Raw genomic sequence first — 24,104 nt, forward strand, 5'->3', positions numbered from 1 at the left:
GTCCAGGCAGCAGCAAATGGGAGATCCGAGATGAAGTTCCTTGTCCCCGGTGTGGCAAGTGCAGTGGTCGGCGCGATCCTCGGCATCGGCGCCGTGTTCGGCGTTACCGCGGCCGCCTCGGACAACACCCGCCCGGACGTCGACACCAGCGGCAACAACACGTCCTCCCTGCTGAACCAGGTCGAGTACGGCAGCCGCTAACCGCTCCACGACGATCCCGGTCACCCGCACCACCGAAGTCTCGACGTCCGAGGCGCCGAACACCGAACCCCTCTCGAGGCGGTGGTTGTTCGGCGCCTCCGTCGTGGCACTGGTGCTCGTCTTCATCCAGTCCCCCGGACTGCTCGTCGCCGACACCAAGTACGACCTCACCGCGAACCCGATCGGGTTCCTCGCCCGCGCCTCCCACCTGTGGAGCAGCCAGGCCCCGCTCGGCCAGGTGCAGAACCAGGCGTACGGCTACTTCTTCCCGCACGGCGCGTTCTTCGCACTCGGCCAGCTCGCGCACGTGCCGCCGTGGATCACCCAACGGCTGTGGTGGGCGTTGCTGCTGGTCGCCGGCTTCTGGGGCGTCGTGCGGGTCGCGGAGGCGCTCGGCGTCGGCAGCCGTAGCTCCCGGATCGTCGCCGCGGTCGCGTTCGCCTTCGCGCCCCGCGTCCTGACCACCCTCGGCTCGATCTCCTCCGAGTCGCTGCCGATGATGCTGGCCCCGTGGGTGCTGCTCCCGGTGATCCTGGCGACTACGTCGCCCGTGCGCCTTTCCGGTAGTCAGCACGACCAGAAGGGCGCACAGGCGCGGAGCGCCTCGATGCCGCGACTGGCCGCGCAGTCCGCGCTGGCCGTCGCGCTGATGGGCGCGGTCAACGCCGTCGCCACCGCCGCCGCCTGCCTGGTCGCCGCCCTGTGGTGGGTGGCGCACCGGCCGAACCGCCGCTGGTGGCGTTTCACCGTGTGGTGGCTGCCGCTGTGCGTCGTCGCCGTCGCCTGGTGGATGGTGCCGCTGCTGCTGCTCGGCCGGGTCAGCCCGCCGTTCCTGGACTACATCGAGTCGTCGGGCGTCACCACCCAGTGGACCAGCCTCGCCGAGGTGCTGCGCGGCACCGACAGCTGGACGCCGTTCGTCTCCCCCGAGCGCATCGGCGGCGCGGTGCTGGTCACCCAGCCGGCCGCGGTGGTCGCGACCGGGCTGATCGCGGCCGCCGGGATGGCCGGGTTGGCGATGCGGGCGATGCCGGCGCGGGGCCGGCTGACGCTGATCCTGTTCGTCGGGCTGGCCGGCCTGGCGGCCGGCTACGTCGGCGAACTCGGGTCCCCGGTCGCGGACACCGTCCGGCAGTTCCTCGACTCCGGCGGCGCCCCGCTGCGCAACGTGCACAAACTCGAACCGCTGGTCCGGCTGCCTCTCGTGCTGGGCCTGGCGCACCTGCTGGCGAAGGTCCCGCTGCCCGGGTCCGTGCCGGGGCCGCGTTGGCGCAGCGCCTTCGCGCACCCCGAGCGGGAGCCGATGGTCGCGGTGACCAGCCTGCTCCTGGTCGCCCTCACCCTCGCCACCTCCGTGGCCTGGACCGGCCGGATCGCCCCGCGCGGCGCCTACCCGGAGGTGCCCGGCTACTGGCAGGAGGCCGCGGACTGGCTCGACGAGCACGCGGGCGGCGACTCACCCGACCGTTCGGACGCGCAGCGCGCGCTGCTGGTGCCCGGCGCCCCGTTCGCCAGCCAGGTGTGGGGCCTGACCCGCGACGAGCCGCTGCAGGCGCTGGCCAGCACCCCGTGGGCGGTCCGCGACGTGGTGCCGCTGGTGCCTCCCGGCGCGATCCGCGCCCTCGACTCCGTGCAGCGGCTGATCGCCGACGGCAGCCCCTCCGCCGGGTTGGCCCCGACGCTGCTCGGGCAGGGCATCAGCTACCTGGTGGTGCGCAACGACCTCGATCCCGACACCTCCCGCTCCACCCGCCCGCTGCTGGTCCACCAGGCGGTCGAGGGTTCGCCCGGGCTGACCAAGGTCGCGGAGTTCGGCGAGGACGTCGGCCCCGGGCACGTGGACGGCTTCGTCTCCGACGGGGACCTGCGGCCGCGGTACCCGGCGATCGAGATCTTCCGGGTCGAGGACCCAGCCCGGCCCGACCCCGTCGCCGCCGGTCCGTACACCGTGGACCTGGCCTCGGTGCCGGTCCTGCAGGGCGGCCCGGAGTCGTTGCTGCGGCTCAACTCCCGGCCCCCGGACGGCGACACGGCAGTCGCGGGGCCGACCGCCGCGCCCGTGCTGCTGGCCGCCGATGCGGCCCGTGCGGGACTGCCCGTCGAGACGGTCACGGTAACCGACACCCCGACCGACCGGGAGACCGACTTCGGCGAGGTGGACAACCACAGCTCCGCGCTGCGCGCCCCGGACGACCCGCGCCGCACCCACAACCGGGTGCCCGACTACGCGGTGGAGGGCGCGCCCCTGGTCACCGGCCAGTGGGACGGCGCCACGATCACCGTCTCGAGTTCGGCGTCGGACGCCACCCAGCTCGGCGGTACCGCACCGGGTGCGGGGCCCGCCGCCACCGTGGACGGCGACGAGTCCACCGGCTGGTTCAGCAACGGACTCGAAAGCGCTCTCGGGCAGTGGCTTCGGGTGGACCTCGACACCCCCATCACCCGCGGGCTGCTGCACCTGCGCACCAGCGCCGCGGCGCTCGGCACCCCCGTGAAGTTGATCGAGGTCACCACCCCGAACGGCAGCACCATGGTGCGGGTGACCGAACCCGGGGCGCAGCTGACGGTCTCACTGCCGCCGGGGCCCACACCGTGGGTGAAGGTGACCGCCGTCAGGACCGAGGACGGCTCGGCGGGAATGCAGTTCGGGATCAGCGAGCTGGGCGTGGACGACTTCTCGGACTCGGACCACGCCGTGCCGGTACCGATCCGGCACCGCACCGTGCTGCCCCCGACCCCCGCCGGTGCGACCGTGGCCGGCTGGGACCTGGGACAGGAACTCCCGGGCCACACCGGCTGCGTGGACGCCGCGGACCGGGTGCGCTGCCAGGCCGGCCTGGCCCTGCACCCCGAGGAGCCCGGGGTGTTCGACCGCACCCTGTCGGTGCCCCACGACACCGCCGTCGCGCCGCGACTGCTGGTGCGGTCCCGGCAGGGCGCGGCGCTCGACGCGCTGCTCGCCGACCCCGACCGGGCACTCGCGGTGGGCAAGGCCGCGATCGGCGACGCCCGCGGCGCCGCCTCCGCCGCCGTCGACGGCGACCCCCGCACCACCTGGATCGCCCCGTCCGAGAGCGCCCGCGGTCGGGGCGCGAAACCGACTCTGACGCTGACGCTTCCGGAGCCCACCCTGGTGACCGGCCTGGACCTGACGGCGAGTCTCGGCACGCTGCCCGCCGCGCCGACCTCGGTCGCGGTGGACCTCGGCACCGGACCGCAGGTGCGAGAAGTAGGCGACGGCAAGGTCATTCGACTCGAACCGGCCGTCACCGACCGAATCGAGCTGAGCATCGTCGGCTGGGAGGACCTGCTGGACCGGACGGCCTTCGGGTTCGCCCAGCAGCAGCCGACCGGACTCGCTGAGGTCGGGGTGCTCACCACGGGCGACCGTCTGGTCGCCGGCACGGGCGACGACCCGTGGTCGGCGACCGAGCGCACCGTCGCCGTCGGCTGCGACGAGGGGCCGGCCGTCTCGTTCGCCGGTCACGTGCTGCGGACCTCCGTCACCGCGACCGTCGGCCAGTTGCGTTCCGGCGCACCGGTGCCCGCGACCGTCTGCTCGGTCGAGGGGCCCGACGGCGCCGTCACCGCCGACCAGGACTCCCCCTCGGGCGGCGTCGACCTGGAGGTCCCCCTGACGGCCGGGCGGCAGGACGTGGTGGTGGTGCCCGGTCCGGCGTTCTCGGTCGACGGCCTGGCGCTCACCGCGACGGGCGTCGCCGCGGCCCCGGCCGTGCCCGCCGCCCTGCCCGCCACCCGGGTGCCCACCGACGGCTGGTCCGCCGACCGCCGCGACCTGCGCGTCGACCCGGCCGCCGCCGACCGGCTGCTGGTGGTCCCGGAGTCGCACAACGTCGGCTGGGTCGCCGCCGCGGCCGACGGCACCGAACTCGCCCCGGTGGTGGTCGACGGCTGGCAGCAGGGCTGGATCCTGCCCGCCGGCACCGACGGCGCCGTCACCCTGACCTACCCCACCGACCGCTGGTACCGGCTCGGCATCGGGGTGGGACTGCTCGCCCTGATCCCGCTGCTGGCGCTCGCGGCGTGGCCGCGCCCTCGTCCGCGCACGGAGGACGGCCTCGGCCCGGCCCCCCGCACCTGGCGCAGCGTCACCGTCGGCTACCTCGGGGTGCTGGCGCTGGCCACCCTCGTCGCCGGCCCGGTCGGCACGCTGGTCGCGGCGGCGGTGACCGCGCTCGCGGTGACGGTCGGGGTGCGGCGCTCGCCCGCGACGGCCGCCCGCGTCCTGGTGGGCATCGCCGGCGCCGGCACCGCGCTCAGCGCCGTGCTGCTCTCCACCGGGCCCTGGCGGTCCCCGACCGGGTACGTCGGGCACTCGGCCCTGGTTCAGCTGGCGGCGCTGGTCTCGGTGGTCGCGGTGGGCCTGGCGGTGCTGCCGATCTCGGCGCGGGCGGCCCGGGCGGCCCGGCGCCGGCTCTCCCAGCCGGCGAGCGCACGCCGCACCGGCTCCTCCACCAGCGCGTAGCTGGCCGACGCCACCGCCAGGCTCAGCACCAGCGTCAGCACCAGCACGAACACGAAGCTGCCGCTGAACGGCGCGATGCCGAACACGGGGAACACGATCGAGAGCACCGCGAGGTGCCAGACGAACAGTCCGTAGGACCAGCGGCCGACGGCGAGCGCGGTCGGGCCGGCCAGCCAACGGTGTTCGCGGGACCCGTCGAGGACGAGCGGCGCGAGCAGCGCGAAGCCCAGCACCGCACCGAGCGCGATCTTGGTCGCGTACTGCCAGGGCGCCGCGCGGGTGAGCCCCTCCGGGCCGGCCAGTTCCGTGCAGGCCAGCCCGAAGGCGAGCACCGCGACCGTCGCCATCAGGCCGCGTCGGCGCGCCAGCCGGTGCACCGGCGAGTCCGGCAGCATCACCAGCTCGGCCAGCACCATGCCCGCGCCGAACCACGGCAGGTACCCGGGCAGCCAGTTGTCGGCGTGGATGCCGTCCGGTGTCGGGATCGGCAGGAACCCCCACGCCAGGCTGAGCGCGGCGACACCGAGCAGCACCGGGACCCTCAGCCGGGCGGACGGCCCGCGCAGCCGCACCATCGCCCACGCGAACAGCGGCAGCAACAGGTAGAAGGCCACCTCCACCGACAGGCTCCACATCTGGGTGAGTCCGTCGGTGAGGGTGAGGGGGACGAACACCTGCACCAACGCCAGGTTCGCCGCCCACACCGTCCCGCCGCCGCCCGCGCCCGGCAGGAACAACAGCACCACGCACACCACCAGCCAGTACACCGGCAGGATCCGGGCCGCGCGGTGCAGCAGGTAGCGACCGGTTCCCGGCGCAGCACCGAGTCCGTGGGCCGCGGCGGCGTGCGGGCGCCAGAGCAGGAATCCGGACAGCGCGAAGAACACCGCCACCGCCAGGTCGAAACGGCCCCACACCCGACCCAGGACGGGCGTCGACGTGGCCCCGGTCTGGAAGGCCACGTGGGTGACGACGACCGCGGCCGCGGCCAGTCCGCGCATGCCGTCGAGCGCGGGAACGAAGCCCCGGGAGGTCGACGTGGGGCGCTGCGCGAGTGCTGCCTGGGTAGCCATTTGGCGTCCAGTCTGCCCCGGACCGGCGGCGCACACGCGCACGGGCGCGTCTTACGGTGCCCAAAATAGAGCGTGCCAGCGCAATCCGGGGCTGGACACTGTTACTGTCTGGCTCACCGAGTGTCCCAGTGCGGGCACTCTTCGCTCGGCGTGGCCTGCGGGCCCCGCCTCGGGGACGTGGCAACGAAGGACTAAGGAGAATCGGTATGGCGGAACGCTCAGGGCCGAGCAGGACACTCGCCTGCATCTTGGTGGGGCTCGGCGCATTCCTACTGGCGGCCGCTCTGCTGATCCCGACCTACACCGTGGGCCAGCTCAAGAAGACCCCGTTGGACCTCGAGGTCACCACGATCGCCGAGGGCAAGGGCGACGTGCTCGACGCGAAGGCCCTGGCCGCGGGCAAGGCCGTCGTCGACACGGGCGTGCCGATCGTCGCGCAGCGCTACGTCACCGTCGTCGACCCGTCGAACGCGGACGAGATCACCGTCCAGGCCGGTCAGTCGGTGCGGCGCACCGACAAGAAGGGCGACACCGGCCTGCTGAGCGCGACCGTGGACACCATCAGCCTCGACCGCGTCAGCTCGATGCCGATCCCGGGTGGCACCAGCACCATCCAGATCGACGCGGACAAGCCCGCCAAGGAGATCCCGGACCGCGACGGGCTGCAGTACAAGTTCCCGTTCGACGCGGAGCAGAAGGCGTACCCGTACTTCGACCTGAACGCGCGCTCCACCCATGACATCGACTTCGTCGAGGAGACGGAGATCAACGGACTGAAGGTGTACCACTACAACCAGAAGGTCGCCCCCGTCGACCTCTCCAAGGTGGCACCGTCCGCGACCAACAAGCTGAGCCTCCCCGCCGACACCTGGGGCGTCCCGGGCGGCGCGGCACCGGTCACGATGAGCCGCTGGTACACCAACGAGCGCGACGTCTGGGTCGACCCGGTCACCGGCGTCATCGTCAAGGGCCAGGAGCAGCTGTACCAGTACTACGCCCGCGAGGCGAACAACCCCGAGGTGACCGTCCTCAAGGTGACCCTGCCGTTCAACGAGGAGACCATCGAGTACCAGGTCGGACAGGCGAAGGACGGCGCTGACAAGCTGTCGACCTTCGGCCGGACCGTGCCGATCATCCTCGGCATCCTCGGCGTGATCGCGCTGGCCGCCGGCATCTTCCTCGGCACCCGCGGTCGCGGCCCGAAGGCCTCGGCCGACAACGCCGAGACCGGCCCGGTGCCCACCGAGCCCGGCAACGCCGCGGAGCCGACCTACGACTCGCACGACTCGCAGGACCCCGCGACGGAGATGATCCCCCGTCAGGACTGGACCGCGGACGAGACCGAGGTCTTCCCGGCCGTCGACCCGCGCGAGCAGGACCCGCCGACCACCCGGCTGTAATCTCGACGAACCACGAGGAGGGCCCGCACTCGACACCGAGTGCGGGCCCTCCTCGTTCCTGCCGCGGGCGTATCTTGGCAATCGGGACGAGGCGCTCGAGAGACCCGGCGTCCGCGACCCCGCCGGACGACGCCGATGCCACCACCCCGACACCACTGCGAGTTCCGCTTCTACGAGGAGCTGAACGACTTCCTGGCGCCCGCGCTGCGCAGGCGGACCTTCCCCCATGCCTTCGACGGCACCCCCTCGGTGAAGGACCGGATCGAGTCGCTGGGCGTCCCGCACACCGAGGTCGACCTGATCCTCGTGGACGGCGTCTCGGTGGGGTTCGGGCACCGGGTGCGCGGCGGCGAGCGGGTGGCGGTGTACCCGGTGTTCGAACGGTTCGACCTGACCGGCGTCACCCGGTTGCGGCCGCTGCCGCTGCGCGAGCCGCTGTTCGTCGCGGACGTGCACCTGGGCCGGCTGGCCGGCTACCTGCGTCTGCTCGGGTTCGACTGCCGGTACCGCAACGACTTCGGCGACGACGAACTGCTCGAGATCTCGCGGGCCGAGCGGCGTACCGTGCTGACCCGCGACGTCGGACTCCTCGAGCACGCCTGCCTCACGCACGGCGCGTTCGTGCACCAGACCGACCCGCGACGGCAGCTGCGCGAGGTGCTCGACCGCTTCGACCTGTGGTCCCGGATCTCGCCGCTGACCCGGTGCGCGCGCTGCAACAGCCCGCTCGAACGGGTGCCCCGCGCGGCCGCACTCGGCCGGGTGCCGGACGCCGTCGCGCGCGAGTACCGCGAGTTCACCCGCTGCCCGGGCTGCGGGCGGCTGTACTGGCCCGGGAGCCATCCGGAGCGGCTGCGGGAGCGGCTCGCCGCCGTCGGGGTGGTGCTGTGATCAGTCGGCGGAGCGCAACGCCGCGACGCTCACGACCGCGGCGGTCAGCGCCGCGGTCACCACCGCGACGGTGATCAGCTGCCGGATGCTCGACACGAACCCCAGGATCAGCCCGACCTCCACCGCCAGCCCCACCCACGCGACCAACGCGATCCGGGTCCGTTCGCGGGCGATCGCGGACAGCAGCGCCCCCTGCAGCACCGCCAGGCACGCGCCGGCGAGGGCGAACGCCCACAGCAGCCCCTGCACCGGGGCGTAGTCCTGCCCAGCCAGCAGCGGCGCCAGCGGCGCGACCAGTGCGGCCCCGACCACCGCCACGGCCCCGAGCCCCACCAGCACGCCGAGCGCGGACCGTACCGCCCTCGCCGAGTCCGCGGGGTTGGCCATCCTCGGGTACAGCACCACCCCGACCGCGGCGGGCAGCCAGAACGCCGCCTTGGTCGCCACCGCGCCCAGCGCGTACTGCCCGGCCTGCGCCTCGTCCAGCACCACCCGGGTCAGCAGCAGGTCCACCGACGACAACGCGATCAGCGCGAGCTGCACCTGCGAGGCCCGCAGCACCGCCGCGACCCCCACCCCCGCAAGCGGGCGGTGCCCCCGCTCCGCCACTCGCTCGCCGGACGGTGCGGCGGCGCCCCGGCCCGCGACCACCCGTGCCCCGACCGCCACCGTCCCCGTCCCGATTGCCGCGGCGGCCAACGCGGCTCCCGGTCCGCCGCCGAGCGCGAGCACCACCACCGCGGGCACCACCTTCGCCAGGCCCGCCGCGGCCAGCACCACACTCAACTCCCCGAACCGGCCGCGGCCCTGCAGCAGCCCCTGTTCGGTGGCCAGCAGGACCAGCATCGGCGCGGTGAGCAGGGCGGCGCCGGTCGCGCCGACCCCGGTGTCGAGGACCGCGGCGACCGGGACCACCAGCAGCGCGGCGATCACCGCGACGATCGCCGCGCACCGGGTGCCCAGCCTGCGCAGCGCGTCGTCACTGCCGCCGAGGACCACCTCCCGCGCGACCACGGTCTGCAGGGCCAGGGCCGGCACCGCGAGGACCAGCTGCGCGGCGAGCAGGCTCGCGAACTCGCTGTAGCCGGCGGGCCCCAGCAGCCGGCTGGCGAGCAGCGCCAGCAGGTACGACGCCACGTTCGCGGTCATCGAGCCGACCGTCACCATCGTCATCCCCGCCACCGCGGACGGGGTGGCGAGGCGAGGTGTCATCCGCCCATGATCGCACCCGTTAGGGTGCGGACATGATCGCGCGGCCCCCGGGGCTCCTCCGGGCCCGGTTCGACGCGCGCGACGCCGTGCCCGCGGCGTACAGCCTGGTGCTGGCCGCGGTGGTCCTCGGGCCGCTGCTCGGGCCCGGCTACCTGCTGTTACGCGACGCGGTGAGCACCCCCCGGTCGTACCTCACCGACTCCGCGCTGGGCCTGACGGACGCGGCCGCCCGGGCGGTCCCGCAGGACGCGTTGCTCGCGGTGGCGTCGACCGTGGTCGACGGCGGTCTGCTCGTCAAGGCGCTGACCCTGCTGTCGCTGTGGCTGGCCGGCTGGGGCGCCGCCCGGATGGTGTCGGCGCTTCTCCCGACGCTGACGCCGGGACCGCTGCTGCTGGCGTCGACGGTGACGATCTGGAACCCCTACGTCGCGGAGCGGCTGCTGCAGGGGCACTGGAGCCTGCTCGCCGGGTACGCGGCGCTGCCGTGGACGGTGCTTGCCGCGCTGCGACTGCGCCGTTCCGCCGCGCCGTGGTCGCCGCGGGCCTGGTGCCCGCTGGGCCTGACACTCGCCGCGGCCGGCCTGACACCGACCGGCGCGATCCTCGCGACCACCGTGGCCCTGGTGCTGCTGGCGCTGCCCGGCGGCGTCGGCGCCCGGACGCCGCGGCTGCTCACCGCCGCCGCGCTGGCCCTCGTCGCGTCGGCCCCGTGGCTGGTCGCGACCGTCTTGTCCGGGGCCGGGGCGCAGGGTTCGGACCCGGCCGGCGTCGCCGCCTTCGCGGCCCGTGCCGAGCCCGGCCTGGCGACCGTCGGCAGCCTCGCCGGGCTCGGCGGGATCTGGAACGCGGACGCGGTGCCGGGCAGCCGGACCTCGCTGTGGGCATTGGTCGGCACGGCGCTGCTGCTGACGGTGGTGGCCGCCGGGGTGCCGACGCTGTGGCGCCGTCGCGGGAACCCGGTGATCGCGGCGCTGGGGGTGACGGCCGCGGCGGCGGTCGCGCTGCCCGCACTCGCCGCCACCGGCTGGGGTCTGCAGGCCGGCGAGTGGGCGGTGGTGCACGTGCCCGGCGCCGGGTTGCTGCGCGACGCCCAGAAGTGGGTGGCGCTCGCAGTCCCCGGCTACGCGCTGGCCGCGGCGGCCGGTGCGGGCGCCCTGGACCGGTTCGGCCGCCGGGTGTTCGGCGACCGTGAGCGGGCCACGCCCTCGCCCGCCCAGACACCCGCCCGAGGCTCCGCCCGAGAACCGAATCCGGCGGCGGCGGCCGTGGTGGGGATCGCCGCGGTGCTGATCGCGCTGCCGGACCTGGCGTGGGGCGTCGGCGGGACGCTGCGTCCCGTGCACTACCCGTCGTCGTGGTCGGAGGTCGCGGCGCGGCTCGAGGGTCATTCCGGGGATGTCGCGGTGCTGCCGTCGGGCACGTTCCGCCGGTTCCCGTACAGCGGCGACGCCCCCGTGCTCGACCCGGCTCCGCGGCTGCTGCCGCTCGACGTGCCGCAGACCGGCCGGCTGCTCGTCACCGACGCCGGGCAGTCCACGGACATCGGGGGCGAGGGGGCCCGCGCCGAACGGGTCGAGGCGCTGCTGATCGGCGGCGGTCCCGCCGACCACCTGCCCGGCCTGGGGGTCGGCTGGGTGCTCGTCGAGCGGGACGCCGCCGGACCGGTCGGTGACGCCGGGCGCACCCTGGCGCAGCTCGAGCCGGTGTTCGCCGACGAGCACCTGGCGCTGTACCGGGTACCGGGCGAACCCGCGCCGCCGCCGCACCGGGCGGGGGCCAGGGCCGCGGCGGTCGCCGCGCACCTCGCGTGGGCGCTGCTGCTAGGCGGTAGCGCGCTCGGCGCCCTGGCCTACCGCGGCCGGACCCGCGCCGACCGGGTCTGAGACGGCCGCCGCGTCCGGCGCCCCGATCAGGCCCGAGACGTAACGGCCGGAGGCCGACTCCGCGAGCACGGTGTGCACGCCCGCCGCGGTCTGCGTCCAGGAGAACTCCGACGCCCGCATCCGCGCCTTCTCGCCGAGATCGCCGCGCAACTCGGCGGCGTCAAGCAGCTCCGACACCGCGATCGTCAACTGTGCGGCGTCGTCCACCAGCAGGCCGGTGACGCCGTCGACGACGGAGTCGGTGAGCCCGCGCGAGCTGCGGTAACCGACGGTCGGGACGCCGTGCTGCGCGGCCTCGATCACCGCCAGGCCCCAGCCCTCCTTGCGGGAGGGCATCACGTGCACCCACGCCCGCGAGAGCAGCTGGTGCTTGCGGTCCTCGGGGACGTGGCCGTGGAAGGTCACCGCGTCGGCGATGCCCAGTTCGCGGGCCCGCTCGCGCAGGTTCTCCTCCCACCAGCCGCCGCCGATCACGTCGAGGTGCAGCCCGGGGGTGCGTCCGCGCAGCGCCGCGACCGCGGACAGCGCGTCCTCGATCTGCTTGTGCGGCACCAGCCGCGACAGCACGCACACGCTCGGATGCGTGGTCCGGGTGGCCTCGTCGCCGGCGGGCACGGCGGCGGGCAGTTCGTCGGCGCCGTTGCGCACCACCGCGACCCGCTCACGGTCCACGCCGAGCGCGGTCAGTTCCTCCGCGGACGGCAGCGAGACCGTCAGGTACTGGTTGCGCCGGTGCACCCGCGGCGAGAGCACGGACTCGACCCACCAGCCGATCCGGCCGACCAGCCGCCCGGCGACCGGCCACTGCTCGCGGTGGCAGTGGTGCACCAGCACGGTGATCGGCGCGCCCGCGACCGCGCGCGCGAAGAAGGGGATGCCGTTCTGGGTGTCGATCACCGCGTCGGGAGCGATGCCGCGGAGCGGGCCGAAACCCAGCCGACCGGCCGTGATCGCGGCCAGCGCCCGCGGGTAGACGGTGAACCGTCCGCCGCCGCGGCTGATCCGGATGCCGTCGACGAACTCCTCCCGCGGCGCACCCGGGTAGCCGGCGGTGCGCAGGGTGACCTTGATGCCGCGGGCCGCAAGTCCGGTGCCGACCTGTTCGAGGTAGCGCTCGCTGCCACCGCCCTGGGGGTGCCCGGTGTCGCGCCAGCACAACAACAGAACCTCGCGCACGGCACTACTCCTGGACCCTCGGGCGGTGACGGCCGCGGCGCGGCCGACGACTACCTTATCGGCTGCACGCTGCGAATTGTTGCGGTCCCGGACCGGGAACCTGCGTCGACGCCGCCGCTCGCTAGGGTTGCTCCCCGTGACCGCCCTCCCCGTGACCCGTGTCTTCGCCCGCCGGGCCACCCTCCGTCGGTCGGTGCGACTGCTCTCGGACTTCCGCTACGAGCAGACCGATCCCGACATCTTCTACGGCGCCCTGGCCCGCGACTCGCTGGAACTGGTCGAGGACCTCTACGCCGGGGCGAACGGGGAATCGCTGTCCGGGCGGATCGTCCTGGACGTCGGCGGCGGGCCCGGCTACTTCGCCGAGGCCTTCCGCGCATCCGGCGCGCGGTACGTCCCCGTCGAGCCCGACCCCAGCGAGATGCACGCGGCGGGCCTGACCGTCGGCGACGCGATCCGCGGGTCCGGGATGGCGCTGCCGATCCGCGATGCCAGCGTCGACATCTGCTTCTCCTCCAACGTCGCCGAGCACGTCCCCGAGCCGTGGACCATGGCCGAGGAGATGCTGCGGGTCACCCGGCCCGGCGGCCTGATGATCCTCTCGTACACCCTGTGGTGGGGGCCGTTCGGCGGCCACGAGACCGGCCCGTGGCACTTCCTGGGCGGCGAGTACGCGGCCCGCCGGTACGCCCGCAAGCAGGGCCACGAGCCGAAGAACCGGTTCGGGGTCTCCCTGTTCGACGTCGGCGCCGCGGACGGGTTGCGCTGGGCACGTTCGACTTCCGAGGGTCGGCTGCTGGCCGCCTTCCCGCGCTACCACCCGCGCTGGGCGTGGTGGATGGTGCGGCTGCCGTGGCTGCGCGAGCTGCTGGTGAGCAACCTCGTCCTGGTGATGCGCAAGCCATGACCGTTCTCGCCCTGGACATCGGCGGCACCAAGTTGGCGGCGGGGGTGCTCTCCCCCGACGGCGAGCTGCTCGGCGAGCAACGCGTCCCGACGCCCGCGGCCGGGGTCTGGGAAGCGACCGAGACGCTGCTGCGCGAGGTCGCGGACGGGCGGCCGGTGACGGCGGTGGGGATCGGCTCGGCCGGCCCGGTCGACGTCGACGCGGGCGTGGTCGGTCCGCTCAACATCCAGCAGTGGCGCACCGGCTTCCCCCTGGTGGACGCGGTCCGGTCGCTGTTCCCCGGCGCCCGCGTGGCGCTGGCCATCGACGGGGCCTGTTGCACACTCGCCGAGCAGCGCTTCGGAGCCGGCCGCGGGACCGCGAACCAGATCGGGATGATCGTCTCCACCGGCGTCGGCGGCGGCCTGGTCCTGGACGGTCGCGTCGTCGGCGGGCGCACCGGCAACGCCGGACACATCGGTCACGTCGTGGTCCCGGGGGCCGAGGACGTGCCGTGTGCGTGCGGCGGATTCGGCTGCCTGGAGGCGGTCGCGAGCGGACCGTCCTCGGTTCGCTGGGCCAACGCCCGCGGCTGGACCGGGACGACGGGCCACGAGCTGTCCGTGTCCGCGGACGCGGGCGACGCGGTGGCACTCGCGGCGCTGCACCGGGCCGGCACCGCGGTCGGCACGGCGATCGCGTCGACCGCCGCACTGCTGGACCTGGACCTGGCGGTGGTCGGCGGCGGCTTCGGGCAGTCCGGCGCGCCGCTGTGGGGCCCGATGCGCGAGGCGGCGGACCGGCACGCGCGGCTGTCGTTCAGCAGGGGCCTGCGGATCGTGCCGGCGGAGCTCGGCGGTCGGGCGACGCTGATCGGCGCTGGCGCGTTGATGCTGCCGGAGTAGCGAAACCCACCCGACATCGGCCCTGGTCGGGCGCGGATTCGGGGTTTCGTTCCAACCCCGACCGAAATGGGGGCTGATTTGCCCGCGAGGGTTCTGTAACGTGTTCTACTGTGCTCCTCACCACACTCGGTTATTTCACCGTCGGACCGCGCCGCGGCCACGGTGACGACGGAACGAGGGCACCGTGAGCACAGCCGACACCGCACCCACCGACGCGCCTCCGGGCGACAACGACAACTACTCCGAGGTCGCTCGGCCCAGCGGTTCCCAACGCGACACCGCCGAACTGGGCCGCGAACTGCAGGCCTGGCTCCGGACCCGACTGCACGACGGCGCCGACCCACAGGTCACCGACGTGCGCCTGCCCGCGGCGAACGGCATGTCCAGCGAGACCATCCTGTTCGACGCGACGTGGACCGAGTCCGCCGAGGACGCCATTCACGAGGCACCCGGGGCACGGCGCACCCACGAACTCGTCGCGCGGGTCGAACCGGCCGCCGCGACGATGCCGATCTTCCCCAGCTACGACATGGTCACCCAGTTCGACGTGATGCGGGTCGTCGGCAAGCTCACCGACGTGCCGGTGCCGGCCACGTACTGGTCAGAGCCCGACGCGACGGCCCTCGGCGCTCCGTTCTTCGTGATGCAGCGCATTGAGGGCATCGTCCCGCCGGACGTGATGCCCTACACCTTCGGTTCCTGGCTGACCGAGGCCACCGCCGAGCAGCGCCGGGCCCTGCAGGACTCCTCGGTGGACGTGCTCGCGAAGCTGCACGGCATCGAGGACCCGTTGCGGCACTTCGACTTCCTGCAGCTGCCCGGCGGCGGCCCCACCGGGGAGCAGGCGTTCCGCGCCTATCTGGCCAACCAGCGCGAGTACTACGAATGGGTCTCGGCAGACGGCCCACGCTCCCCGCTGATCGAGCGCTGCCTGGACCGACTGGAGGCGACGGTCCCGGCCGACGACTCCCCCGCGGTGCTGTGCTGGGGCGACTCGCGGATCGGCAACATGATGTACCGGGACTTCGCGCCGGTCGCGGTGCTGGACTGGGAGATGGCAACGGTCGGACCCCGCGAGGTGGACCTGGGGTGGATGATCTTCCAGCACCGGTTCTTCGAGGACCTTTCGACGCTGGCGGGCCTGCCCGGGCTGCCCGACTTCATGCGACGTGAGGATGTGGAGGCCCGGTACACCCAGGCCTCCGGGCACCGGGCCGAGAACCTCGACTACTACATCCTCTTCGCCGCGCTGCGGCACGCGACGGTCATGTTCCGCGTGCAGGCGCGCGCCATCGCGTTCGGGCAGGCCGCACCCCCGGCCGACCCCGACGACATGATCCTGCACCGTCCGACCCTGGAGGCGATGCTCGACGGCACCTACTGGTCGGGGGTGTCGTGACGCCCACCCGGACCCACGCACCGCCGCCGTAGCCCGCCATCCACGCGACCTTCACACCACGAGCCCGAAATCCCACACCAGCAAGGAAGTTCTCATGACTGACTACGACAAGCTCTACATCGGCGGCCAGTGGGTGGCACCCGCCACCGACGAGCGCCTCGAGGTGTTCTCGCCCGCCACCGAGGAGCGCGTCGGCAGCGTTCCCGTCGCCGCCCCCGCGGACATCGACGCCGCCGTCGCCGCCGCCCGCACCGCGCTCGAGACCGGCCCCTGGCCGCAGACCACTCCCGCGCAGCGGGCCGAGATCCTCGTCAAGGCGGCGAAGCTGATCGAGGAGCGTTCCGACGAGCTGTGCACGCTGATCACGGCCGAGATGGGCGCGCCGCGCGCGGGCGTCGAACTCATGCAGAAGACCCCGTCGCTGGCCGTGCTGAACAGCTACGCGGCACTGGCCGAGACGTTCTCCTGGGAAGAGGAGCGCACCGGACCGTTCGGCGTCTGCAAGGTCCTGCGTGAGCCGGTCGGTGTCGTCGCGGCCGTCATCGCCTGGAACGTCCCGCTGTTCCTGCTGGTCAACAAGCTGGCGCCCGCCATCATCTCCGGCTGCACCATGGTGCTCAAGCCCGCCCCGGAAACCCCGATGAACGCCAACCTCGTCGCGGAGATCTTCGCCGAGGCCGGACTGCCGGAGGGCGTGCTGTCCATCGTCCCCGGTGGCGCCCCCACCGGCGAGTACCTGGTCTCGCACCCCGACGTCGACAAGATCACCTTCACCGGCAGCAGCGCCGTCGGCCGCAAGATCGGCGCCATCGCCGCGCAGAACCTCAAGCGTTGTTCCCTCGAGCTCGGCGGCAAGTCCGCCGCGATCCTGCTCGAGGACATGGACGTCCCGGCGACCCTGCCGATGCTGGTGCTCTCGGGCCTGATGAACTCCGGCCAGGCGTGCGTCGGCCAGACCCGCATCCTGGCGCCGCGCTCGCGCTACGACGAGATCGTCGAGGCCATGGCCAACTTCGTCGGCTTCCTGCCGATGGGCATGCCGGACGACCCGGCCGCGCAGCTCGGCCCGATCATCACCGCCGCGCAGCGTGACAAGGTCCTCGGCTACATCGAGAAGGGCAAGGAGGAGGGCGCCCGCCTCGTCGTCGGCGGCGGCGTGCCGGCCGGCTTGGAGACGGGCTACTTCGTCGAGCCGACCATCTTCGCCGACGTCGACAACTCGATGACGATCGCGCGCGAGGAGATCTTCGGACCCGTCCTGTCGGTGATCGCCTACGACAGCGTCGACGAGGCCATCGCGATCGCCAACGACTCGGACTACGGCCTGGCCGGCTCGGTCTACACCACCGACATCGAGAAGGGCCTCGAGGTCGCCAAGCAGGTCCGCACCGGCACCTACGGAATCAACTGGTACGCCTTCGATCCGGGCTCGCCGTTCGGCGGCTACAAGAACTCCGGCATCGGCCGCGAGAACGGCCCCGAGGGACTCGACGAGTACTGCGAGCTCAAGTCCATCCTGATGCCGCCCGGCTACGGCGCCTGAGCTTCCCGTTGAACGACGAACGCGCGGCGTGCACCTTGACCAGGTGCACGCCGCGCGTTCGTCGTATCCGGACCGATCATCTCATCCGGACTGCGCGGGCTGCGAAAACGTCAGCTGCCGAACGGAATCGACGAACTGCCGTCGCTGCTGCCGCCGGGCAGGAGACCCACCTGCATGACCTGCGGGGAGTCGATGACCGGGTGGGTGACGTCGAGCAGGCTCACGCAGCCGCCGACCACGCCGTAGAGCCCCGCGGGAATGTCGTTGACCGTGTTGGTGACGGTCATTCCCGGCAGCGCGCCGAACAGCGACAGCACGTTGGAGACGTTCGGGTAGACCACGACGCCCGGGTCGAGCAGCTTGGTCGGGTCGGACACCACCGCCGGAACGTCCTTGGCGTTCACCACGAATGCCTGGCAGCCCGTGAGGCTCAGCAGGGTGTTCGGGTTGGTCAGCTTCATGGTGAGGCTGTTGCCCGACGACGTCGCGACGACGGTGGGCGGCGCAACGGTCGGGGCGGCTGCCGCCGTGGCGGGCATTGCCATCGCCACGGCGGCCACCGTTGCGGCGGTGACGGCGACTCCGCCACCGACCCGCGCGAGGCCCTTCCGGGTGAATGTCTGCATGGGGAGACCTTTCGAGTTCTTGCTCAACGGATTCCGGCTTCGCGGCGCTACGGCCTGCGTCGTCGGAGAAGACGTGCAGAGCCTATTGCCTGCACCGAACCCGCTCGGTCGAAATCCACGGATTTCAAGATCAAATATGGCCCGCCCGTCGCCCGGCCGGATCCGGCGCGCGCGCCTATCGTTCGGGGATGAGCCTGTCTGCACCCGGGGCCGACACGACCCCGCCCGCCGCCGTGGACTCCGCCGGGGAGAGCACCCTCACCGTCCTCCTGGCCTTCGGCGCGAATCTCGCCATCGCGATCGCGAAAACCGGTGCGGCAGCCGTCACCGGGTCGGCCTCGATGGTCGCCGAGGCCACCCACTCCTGGGCCGACACGGCCAACGAGGTGCTGCTGCTGATCGCCAACCGGCGGTCGCGACGCCCCGCCGACCGGACGCATCCGCTCGGCTTCGGCCGCGAGGCCTACGTGTGGTCGATGTTCGCCGCGCTGGGACTGTTCGCGCTCGGGGCCGGGGTGTCCATCACGCACGGCGTGCAGGAGCTGTTCCACGCCGAACCCGCCACCGACTTCGGCGTCGCCTACACGGTCCTGGGGATCTCGTTCGTGCTGGAGGCGGTCTCGTTCCGACAGGCGTACCGGCAGATCCGCCGCGAGGCGGCCGGCGCCGACCGCGACCTGCTCGAGCACGCCCTCAAGACCTCCGACCCCACGGTGCGCGCGGTGTTCGCGGAGGACGCCGCCGCGTTGATCGGGTTGGTGATCGCGTTTGTCGGCGTCCTGCTGCACCAGCTGACCGGCTCGCCCGTCCCGGACGCGATCGGGTCGATCGCGGTCGGCGTGCTGCTCGCGGTGATCGCGGGCATCCTGATCGACCGCAACCGCCGGTTCCTGATCGGCGAGGAGGCGTCACCGCAGCTGCGCGCGGCGGGCCTGGCGACCCTCCTCGAACTGCCCGAGGTGGACCGGGTGACGCTGCTCCGGATGGAGTACCTCGGACCCCGGCAGGTCTACCTGGTGGCGGGGGTGGACCTGGTCGGGGACTTCGCCGAGCACACCGTCGCGGAGATCCTGCGGGACCTCGAGTCCCGGCTCGAGCGGCATGAGCACGTCCTGAAGGCGGTGCTCACCCTGTCCACGAGCGACGAACCCAGCCTGACGGCCTGACCAGGACTCAGATGTACATAGCCGGGTCGATGTAGCTGGTCGGGTCCACCAACTGCTCGTGCTGTCTGCCGCTGCGATGACGGACGGTGGCCGGGATGCCGGTGGCGATCGAATCCACGGGGACGTCGCGGGTCACCACCGCATTCGCGCCGATCGCGCTGTCGTCCCCGACGACCACCGGACCGAGCACCTTCGCGCCGGCCCCGATGGTCACCCGGTTGCCGATGGTCGGGTGCCGCTTGGTCTTGGCCACCGACCGCCCACCGAGCGTGACGCCGTGGTAGAGCATCACGTCGTCGCCGATCTCGGCGGTCTCCCCGATCACCACACCCATGCCGTGGTCGATGAAGAACCGCCGGCCGATCGTCGCACCGGGATGGATCTCGACGCCTGTGAGGAACCGGGTGAACTGGGCCAGCACCCGCGCCGGACCGCGCAACGCGGGCACCGCCCACATGCGGTGCGCGACCCGGTGCGCCCAGATGGCGTGCAGGCCCGAGTAGACGACCGCGTTCTCGAGGTTGCTGCGCGCGGCCGGATCGTGGCCGCGCGCGGCCTTCAGGTCCTCGCGAACCGTGCGCAGCACTCCCACGACCGTCAGTCCCGAATGTGTTCGAACAGCGGGGTGGAGATGTAGCGCTCGCCGAAGTCGGGCACCACCACCACGATCAGCTTCCCCGCGTTCTCCGGGCGCTTCGCCAGCTGCAGCGCACCCCACACGTTGGCGCCGGCCGAGATGCCGCCGAGGATGCCCTCGACAGTGCCGAGGTCACGCGCGGTGCGGATCGCGTCGTCGAGTTCGACGTCGATGATCTCGTCGTAGATGTCGCGGTCGAGGATGTCGGGCACGAAGTTCGCGCCGAGGCCCTGGATCTTGTGCGGGCCGGGCTGGCCGCCGGTGAGGATCGGCGAGTCGGCCGGCTCGACGCCGACGATCTGGACGCCGGGCTTGCGCTCCTTGAGGGTGCGGCCGACGCCGGTGAGGGTGCCGCCGGTCCCGATGCCCGCGACGAAGATGTCGACCTCGCCGTCGGTGTCGGCCCAGATCTCCTCGCCGGTGGTGCGCTGGTGGATCGCCGGGTTGGCCGGGTTCGCGAACTGGCGGGCCAGCACGGCGTTCGCTGTCTGCGCGACGATCTCCTCGGCCTTCTTGACCGCGCCGGCCATGCCCTCGGCGCCCGGGGTGAGGACGATCTCCGCGCCGTACGCGCGCAGCATCACCCGACGCTCGGTGGACATCGTCTCCGGCATCGTGAGGATCACCTTGTAGCCACGCGCGGCCGCGACCATGGCCAGGGCGATGCCGGTGTTACCCGACGTGCCCTCGACGATGGTGCCGCCGGGCTTCAGCTCGCCCGCGGCCTCGGCGGCGTCGACGATCGCGACGCCGATCCGGTCCTTGACGCTGTTGGCCGGGTTGTAGAACTCGAGCTTGGCAACCACCTGGGCCTGTGCCCCGGCGGTCACCCGGTTCAGTCGCACCAGCGGGGTGCGTCCGACCAGTTCGGTGACGTTTTCGTAGATCTGAGTCATGGCAGGTCCTCACTGACGCGGCTGCGCCGGGTCTCGCGGTCGTTGCGTGTATTGCACCACTGCCCGCGCCGACCGCTGTGCCCGGCCCGGTTTTCAGCGCCCCGAAACGACCGAATGTCGCATTCGTTCAGTTGAACTGAACAAATGCGACATTCGGTCACACGGTGATGCAGGGGCGACTAGCCCAGGCGGCCCTTGAGCGCCTCGAACTCGTCGCGGATGCCCGAGGGCACCTTCTCGCCGAGGAACTCGAACCACTCCTCGATCAGCGGCAGCTCCTTCTTCCACTCGTCGACGTCGACGGCCAGCGCCTCCTCGACGTCGGCTGCGTCCACGTCGAGACCCGTCAGCTCCAGGTCCGCGGCGGTCGGGACGAAGCCGATCGGCGTGGACTGCGCGCCGCCCTTGTGCTCGATGCGGTCGATGATCCACTTGAGCACGCGGGAGTTCTCGCCGAAACCGGGCCACAGGAACCGGCCGTCGTCGCCACGACGGAACCAGTTCACGTAGAAGATCTTCGGCAGCTTCGACGAGTCGGCGTTCTTGCCGAGGGTGATCCAGTGGTTCAGGTAGTCACCGGCGTTGTAGCCGATGAACGGGATCATCGCCATCGGGTCACGACGCACGGTGCCGACCGCACCCTCCGCCGCGGCGGTCTGCTCGGAGGACAGCGTCGCGCCGAGGAAGGTGCCGTGCTGCCAGTCGAAGGACTCGCTGACCAGCGGGACGGTCGTCTTGCGACGACCGCCGAACAGGATCGCCGAGATCGGCACGCCCTGCGGGTCGTCCCACTCGGGGGCCAGGATCGGGCACTGCGACATCGGGGTGCAGTAGCGCGAGTTCGGGTGGGCGGCCTTCTCGCCGGACTCGGGCGTCCAGTCGTTGCCCTTCCAGTCGGTCAGGTGCTCGGGAGTGCCCTCGAGGCCCTCCCACCACACGTCGCCGTCGTCGGTCTGGCCGACGTTGGTGTACAGCGAGTTACCCGCCTCGAGCGTCTTCATCGCGTTGGGGTTCGAGCCGTAGTTGGTGCCCGGCGCGACGCCGAAGAAGCCGAACTCCGGGTTCACGGCGTAGAGGCGGCCGTCCTCACCGAAGCGCATCCACGCGATGTCGTCGCCGAGGGTCTCGGCGCGCCAGCCGGGGATGGTCGGCTGGATCATCGCGAGGTTGGTCTTGCCGCACGCGGACGGGAAGGCCGCGGCGACGTAGTACGCCTTGTCCTCGGGGGAGATCAGCTTGAGGATCAGCATGTGCTCGGCCAGCCAGCCCTCGTCGTGGGCCATGGCCGACGCGATACGCAGCGAGTAGCACTTCTTGCCCAGGAGGGCGTTTCCGCCGTAGCCGGAGCCGAAGCTCCAGATCTCGCGGTCCTCCGGGAAGTGGGTGATGTACTTGGTGTCGTTGCACGGCCACGGCACGTCGGCCTGGCCCTCGGCGAGCGGCGCGCCCACGGAGTGCAGTGCCTTGACGAACGGCTTGTCGGTGCCGAGCTTCTCGAGCGCCGCGGTGCCCATGCGGGTCATGATGCGCATCGAGACGACGACGTACTCGGAGTCGGTGATCTCGACGCCCAGCTTCGGGTCGTCGGCGCCGAGCGGGCCCATGCAGAACGGGACCACGTACATGGTGCGGCCGCGCATGCAGCCGCGGTAGAGACCGGTCATCAGCGACCGCATCTCCGCCGGGTCCATCCAGTTGTTGGTCGGGCCGGCGTCGATCTCCTCGCGCGAGCAGATGTAGGTGCGCGACTCGACCCGGGCCACGTCCGACGGGTCGGAGTTGCCGACGAACGAGTTCGGCTTCTTCTCGTCGTTGAGCCGGGTGAACGTGCCGGCCTGCACCAGCTTGTCGGTGAGGCGGTCCCACTCCTCGTCCGAGCCGTCCGCGAAGACGACGCGGTCCGGCTGGGTGAGCTCGGCAACCTCTTGCACCCAGGCGAGCAGCTCGCCGTGCTCGGTGGGCGTGCCGTCAGTTCCGTTCAGACCTGGAATGGTCGCTGAGGTCATCAAACTCTCCCTGGGGTGTGCCGGAATCGGATCCTCCGCGGGCGCGGCCTGGTGGCCTCGCGCGGTCGTACCGATTGCCCCCTCTCGGCGGGGTGCATCCCGCTGCTCCGTCGACGCATAGCGAAAACGGAGGACACGGGCGCCGGGTGTCCTACATAAGAGGTTAACGCCGCCTGCATCCGTACTGGCAATCGGGTCTTGTCCGATCAGTCACAGGACCGATTCAGTGACATCCTCCTGCTGCGACGCCTGCCGCCGCAGACAAACGGACACCTCCGTCAGGCGGCCCGGGACCGACGCCCGAGGGCATCCGATCCGCGGCGGGAGGAGACCCTCCCGGCCACCTGACGAAGGTGTCCGTTACTTACCTGTCTGACGCACGCGGCGTCAGACGCTCACACGGCAGACAGGAACTAGCTGCCGTTCTCGAGAACCTTGGTGATGGTGTCGCCGAGGACGTCACTGACCGAGCCGGTGGAGGAGAGCTGGCCCTCCGAGGAGCCCAGGCCGGCCCCGTCCATGCTGCCGGTGACGGCCTCGCCCGGGTTCGGGATACGGACGGTGAAGCAGGCGTTCAGGTTCGGCAGGTCGGTGCCAACGCCGACGGTGCCGCCCACCTTCGTGCCACCGCTGGTGACCTGGGTGCCGGGAGCGATGTTGGCGGGCACCTTGTAGGTGGTCTTGAGGGTGACCGGGTTGCCGGAGTTGACGAACCAGCCGGTGCTGGTGGCCGCGTAACCGCCCCCACCCGGGGTCATGGTGACATCGGCCTCGTGCTGCCCGGTCGGGATGCTCACGGTGTAGGCGGTGACGGTGGCCGAGACCGGCGCGCCGAACCCGGCCGGCGGGATGTCCGTGATCGAGTTGACGTACGGGTTGCCGATGGAGGTGGTGCCGACGACCGTCTTGTAGGTGACCAGCGAGCCGGCGGCGGCCTCGGTGATCTCCTCGCCTGCGGCGTTGGTGACGGTCTTGTTGTAGGTGTGGGTGATCCAGACGGTGCTGGGATCGTTCTTGGTGGCCTGGCTCGACGAGGAGCAGGTCGCGGCGCTTGCGGCACCTGCACCAATGGTCACACCGGCGGTCACACCGCCGGCGACGAGGGCGGCGGAGGCGGCGACGGCGGCGATGCGGCGCATCGGGGTACGAGACATGTAGATCTCCATTTCGATCATTCACATGGCGCCGGGCCCCCCGGGCACGGAACCTTCTTCGAAGTGTTAAACGAGTGACTCAAGCCACACCAGTCGTTTATACGGACGTCCGTCCCACTTCACAACGTTTCACCGAAACCCGCCGGTTAATAGTTGGCGAATTCACCCGAAACCGGGCATCTCGCCACCTGGCGTTCCCCACGGACCCCGAAAACCTGCCCCCTACAGCCGACCGTGATCGGTCCGTTCCCACCGCAACGAGCCGTCGGGCTGCCGGTGCGCCTGCCAGGCCGAGTACTCGCCGTCCGCCTCGACCGACGTCAGGTGATCGGCGGTCCCGTCCACGTCCAGATCCGACGCCACCAGCACCGCGTCGCCGTCCGCGTAGGCCCGAGTGTCGAGGACCCCGTCCCCGTCGAGGTCGACGGTCGGGTCGTGCAGGGCCCACGCCCCCGGATCAGTGTCGACCGGGTTCTCGCCCAACCCGTGCTCGCACAGCAACATGTCGTCCTGCATCATCGCGGGTCCTTCCGCCACCTGGCCCGGCCTCGTCGAAACCGGCTG

General features: G+C 72.2%; 18 protein-coding genes and 1 pseudogene. 10 read left to right on the top strand and 9 right to left on the bottom strand.

Annotation, left to right across the window (positions count from 1 at the left end; genetic code table 11):
* Positions 1–30: 30 nt before the first annotated feature.
* Positions 31–201, top strand: a complete 171-nt coding sequence (locus tag RT2_RS04445) for a DUF2613 domain-containing protein (protein ID WP_072843325.1) — start codon at positions 31–33, stop codon at positions 199–201.
* A gap of 13 nt (positions 202–214) precedes the next feature.
* Positions 215–4,687, top strand: coding sequence for an alpha-(1->3)-arabinofuranosyltransferase domain-containing protein (locus RT2_RS26785; protein ID WP_371851140.1), 4,473 nt, complete (start codon positions 215–217; stop codon positions 4,685–4,687).
* A 71-nt stretch (positions 4,688–4,758) separates the two neighbouring features.
* On the opposite strand, the pseudogene RT2_RS04455 reads toward RT2_RS26785, so the two are convergent.
* Positions 4,759–5,760: pseudogene (locus RT2_RS04455) on the bottom strand (acyltransferase family protein); the annotation flags it as partial.
* 206 nt (positions 5,761–5,966) lie between these two features.
* Between RT2_RS04455 and pgfA the strand changes: the two are divergent.
* Together pgfA and RT2_RS04465 are read left to right on the top strand one after the other, a co-directional pair.
* Positions 5,967–7,160 carry a cell envelope lipid trafficking protein PgfA gene (gene pgfA / locus RT2_RS04460; protein WP_072843327.1) on the top strand — a complete coding sequence of 398 codons (1,194 nt, stop codon included), beginning with the start codon at positions 5,967–5,969 and terminating at the stop codon, positions 7,158–7,160.
* A gap of 135 nt (positions 7,161–7,295) precedes the next feature.
* Positions 7,296–8,051 carry a Mut7-C RNAse domain-containing protein gene (locus RT2_RS04465; RefSeq protein ID WP_072843328.1) on the top strand — a complete coding sequence of 252 codons (756 nt, stop codon included), beginning with the start codon at positions 7,296–7,298 and terminating at the stop codon, positions 8,049–8,051.
* On the opposite strand, the gene RT2_RS04470 is transcribed toward RT2_RS04465, so the two are convergent.
* Entirely contained in the window at positions 8,052–9,263 is a 1,212-nt protein-coding gene (locus tag RT2_RS04470) for a polysaccharide biosynthesis protein (RefSeq protein WP_072843329.1), read from the bottom strand.
* Between the two features lie 32 nt (positions 9,264–9,295).
* Here RT2_RS04470 and RT2_RS04475 point away from each other — a divergent pair, with 32 nt between their 5' ends.
* Positions 9,296–11,146: an MmpA family trehalose lipid delivery protein gene (locus RT2_RS04475; protein WP_245709211.1), complete on the top strand. Its 1,851-nt coding sequence runs from the start codon at positions 9,296–9,298 to the stop codon at positions 11,144–11,146.
* On the opposite strand, the gene RT2_RS04480 is transcribed toward RT2_RS04475, so the two are convergent.
* Positions 11,084–12,322 carry a glycosyltransferase family 4 protein gene (locus RT2_RS04480; RefSeq protein WP_072843330.1) on the bottom strand — a complete coding sequence of 413 codons (1,239 nt, stop codon included), beginning with the start codon at positions 12,320–12,322 and terminating at the stop codon, positions 11,084–11,086. The genes RT2_RS04475 and RT2_RS04480 overlap by 63 nt on opposite strands.
* A 136-nt stretch (positions 12,323–12,458) precedes the next feature.
* Here RT2_RS04480 and RT2_RS04485 point away from each other — a divergent pair, with 136 nt between their 5' ends.
* The 4 genes from RT2_RS04485 (at position 12,459) to RT2_RS04500 (ending at position 17,055) form a co-directional block, all read left to right on the top strand.
* Positions 12,459–13,229 carry a class I SAM-dependent methyltransferase gene (locus tag RT2_RS04485; RefSeq protein ID WP_072843331.1) on the top strand — a complete coding sequence of 257 codons (771 nt, stop codon included), beginning with the start codon at positions 12,459–12,461 and terminating at the stop codon, positions 13,227–13,229.
* A complete protein-coding gene (locus tag RT2_RS04490; RefSeq protein ID WP_072843332.1) occupies positions 13,226–14,113 on the top strand; it encodes an ROK family protein in 888 nt (295 codons plus the stop codon). The genes RT2_RS04485 and RT2_RS04490 overlap by 4 nt, the downstream gene beginning before the upstream one ends.
* Before the next feature lie 184 nt (positions 14,114–14,297).
* Positions 14,298–15,512 carry a phosphotransferase family protein gene (locus tag RT2_RS04495; protein ID WP_072843333.1) on the top strand — a complete coding sequence of 405 codons (1,215 nt, stop codon included), beginning with the start codon at positions 14,298–14,300 and terminating at the stop codon, positions 15,510–15,512.
* 94 nt (positions 15,513–15,606) lie between these two features.
* Entirely contained in the window at positions 15,607–17,055 is a 1,449-nt protein-coding gene (locus RT2_RS04500; protein ID WP_072843334.1) for an aldehyde dehydrogenase, read from the top strand.
* A 110-nt stretch (positions 17,056–17,165) separates the two neighbouring features.
* On the opposite strand, the gene RT2_RS04505 is transcribed toward RT2_RS04500, so the two are convergent.
* Positions 17,166–17,681, bottom strand: a complete 516-nt coding sequence (locus RT2_RS04505; protein ID WP_072843335.1) for a hypothetical protein — start codon at positions 17,679–17,681, stop codon at positions 17,166–17,168.
* A gap of 188 nt (positions 17,682–17,869) precedes the next feature.
* On the opposite strand from RT2_RS04505, the gene RT2_RS04510 reads away from it, so the two are divergent.
* Positions 17,870–18,847, top strand: a complete 978-nt coding sequence (locus RT2_RS04510; protein ID WP_072843336.1) for a cation diffusion facilitator family transporter — start codon at positions 17,870–17,872, stop codon at positions 18,845–18,847.
* 7 nt (positions 18,848–18,854) lie between these two features.
* Here the strand turns inward: RT2_RS04510 and epsC are convergent, their stop codons facing one another.
* From epsC to RT2_RS04535, 5 genes are all read right to left on the bottom strand, one after another.
* Positions 18,855–19,439 (bottom strand): serine O-acetyltransferase EpsC, encoded by a 585-nt coding sequence (gene epsC, locus RT2_RS04515; protein WP_072843337.1) that lies wholly within the window; start codon positions 19,437–19,439, stop codon positions 18,855–18,857.
* A 5-nt stretch (positions 19,440–19,444) separates the two neighbouring features.
* Positions 19,445–20,380: a cysteine synthase A gene (gene cysK / locus RT2_RS04520; protein WP_072843338.1), complete on the bottom strand. Its 936-nt coding sequence runs from the start codon at positions 20,378–20,380 to the stop codon at positions 19,445–19,447.
* A gap of 179 nt (positions 20,381–20,559) precedes the next feature.
* A complete protein-coding gene (locus tag RT2_RS04525) occupies positions 20,560–22,386 on the bottom strand; it encodes a phosphoenolpyruvate carboxykinase (GTP) (protein ID WP_072843339.1) in 1,827 nt (608 codons plus the stop codon).
* A gap of 413 nt (positions 22,387–22,799) precedes the next feature.
* Positions 22,800–23,540, bottom strand: coding sequence for a hypothetical protein (locus RT2_RS04530; protein ID WP_072843516.1), 741 nt, complete (start codon positions 23,538–23,540; stop codon positions 22,800–22,802).
* 222 nt (positions 23,541–23,762) lie between these two features.
* Positions 23,763–24,059 (bottom strand): DUF6802 family protein, encoded by a 297-nt coding sequence (locus RT2_RS04535; RefSeq protein ID WP_245709210.1) that lies wholly within the window; start codon positions 24,057–24,059, stop codon positions 23,763–23,765.
* Positions 24,060–24,104: the final 45 nt, after the last annotated feature.

The sequence above is a fragment of the Rhodococcus tukisamuensis NBRC 100609 genome (assembly GCF_001894985.1).
Classification (GTDB): Bacteria; Actinomycetota; Actinomycetes; order Mycobacteriales; family Mycobacteriaceae; genus Rhodococcus_G; species Rhodococcus_G tukisamuensis.

What these genes read in the sequence shown, in the direction of transcription:
- RT2_RS04445 (WP_072843325.1), top strand. Translation starts at nt 31, where the DNA reads ATGAAGTTCCTTGTCCCCGGTGTGGCAAGTGCAGTGGTCGGCGCGATC.
- pgfA (WP_072843327.1), top strand. Translation starts at nt 5,967, where the DNA reads ATGGCGGAACGCTCAGGGCCGAGCAGGACACTCGCCTGCATCTTGGTG.
- RT2_RS04465 (WP_072843328.1), top strand. Translation starts at nt 7,296, where the DNA reads ATGCCACCACCCCGACACCACTGCGAGTTCCGCTTCTACGAGGAGCTG.
- RT2_RS04470 (WP_072843329.1), bottom strand. Translation starts at nt 9,263, where the DNA reads ATGACACCTCGCCTCGCCACCCCGTCCGCGGTGGCGGGGATGACGATG.
- RT2_RS04475 (WP_245709211.1), top strand. Translation starts at nt 9,296, where the DNA reads ATGATCGCGCGGCCCCCGGGGCTCCTCCGGGCCCGGTTCGACGCGCGC.
- RT2_RS04490 (WP_072843332.1), top strand. Translation starts at nt 13,226, where the DNA reads ATGACCGTTCTCGCCCTGGACATCGGCGGCACCAAGTTGGCGGCGGGG.
- RT2_RS04500 (WP_072843334.1), top strand. Translation starts at nt 15,607, where the DNA reads ATGACTGACTACGACAAGCTCTACATCGGCGGCCAGTGGGTGGCACCC.
- RT2_RS04505 (WP_072843335.1), bottom strand. Translation starts at nt 17,681, where the DNA reads ATGCAGACATTCACCCGGAAGGGCCTCGCGCGGGTCGGTGGCGGAGTC.
- RT2_RS04510 (WP_072843336.1), top strand. Translation starts at nt 17,870, where the DNA reads ATGAGCCTGTCTGCACCCGGGGCCGACACGACCCCGCCCGCCGCCGTG.
- cysK (WP_072843338.1), bottom strand. Translation starts at nt 20,380, where the DNA reads ATGACTCAGATCTACGAAAACGTCACCGAACTGGTCGGACGCACCCCG.
- RT2_RS04525 (WP_072843339.1), bottom strand. Translation starts at nt 22,386, where the DNA reads ATGACCTCAGCGACCATTCCAGGTCTGAACGGAACTGACGGCACGCCC.
- RT2_RS04530 (WP_072843516.1), bottom strand. Translation starts at nt 23,540, where the DNA reads ATGTCTCGTACCCCGATGCGCCGCATCGCCGCCGTCGCCGCCTCCGCC.
- RT2_RS04535 (WP_245709210.1), bottom strand. Translation starts at nt 24,059, where the DNA reads ATGATGCAGGACGACATGTTGCTGTGCGAGCACGGGTTGGGCGAGAAC.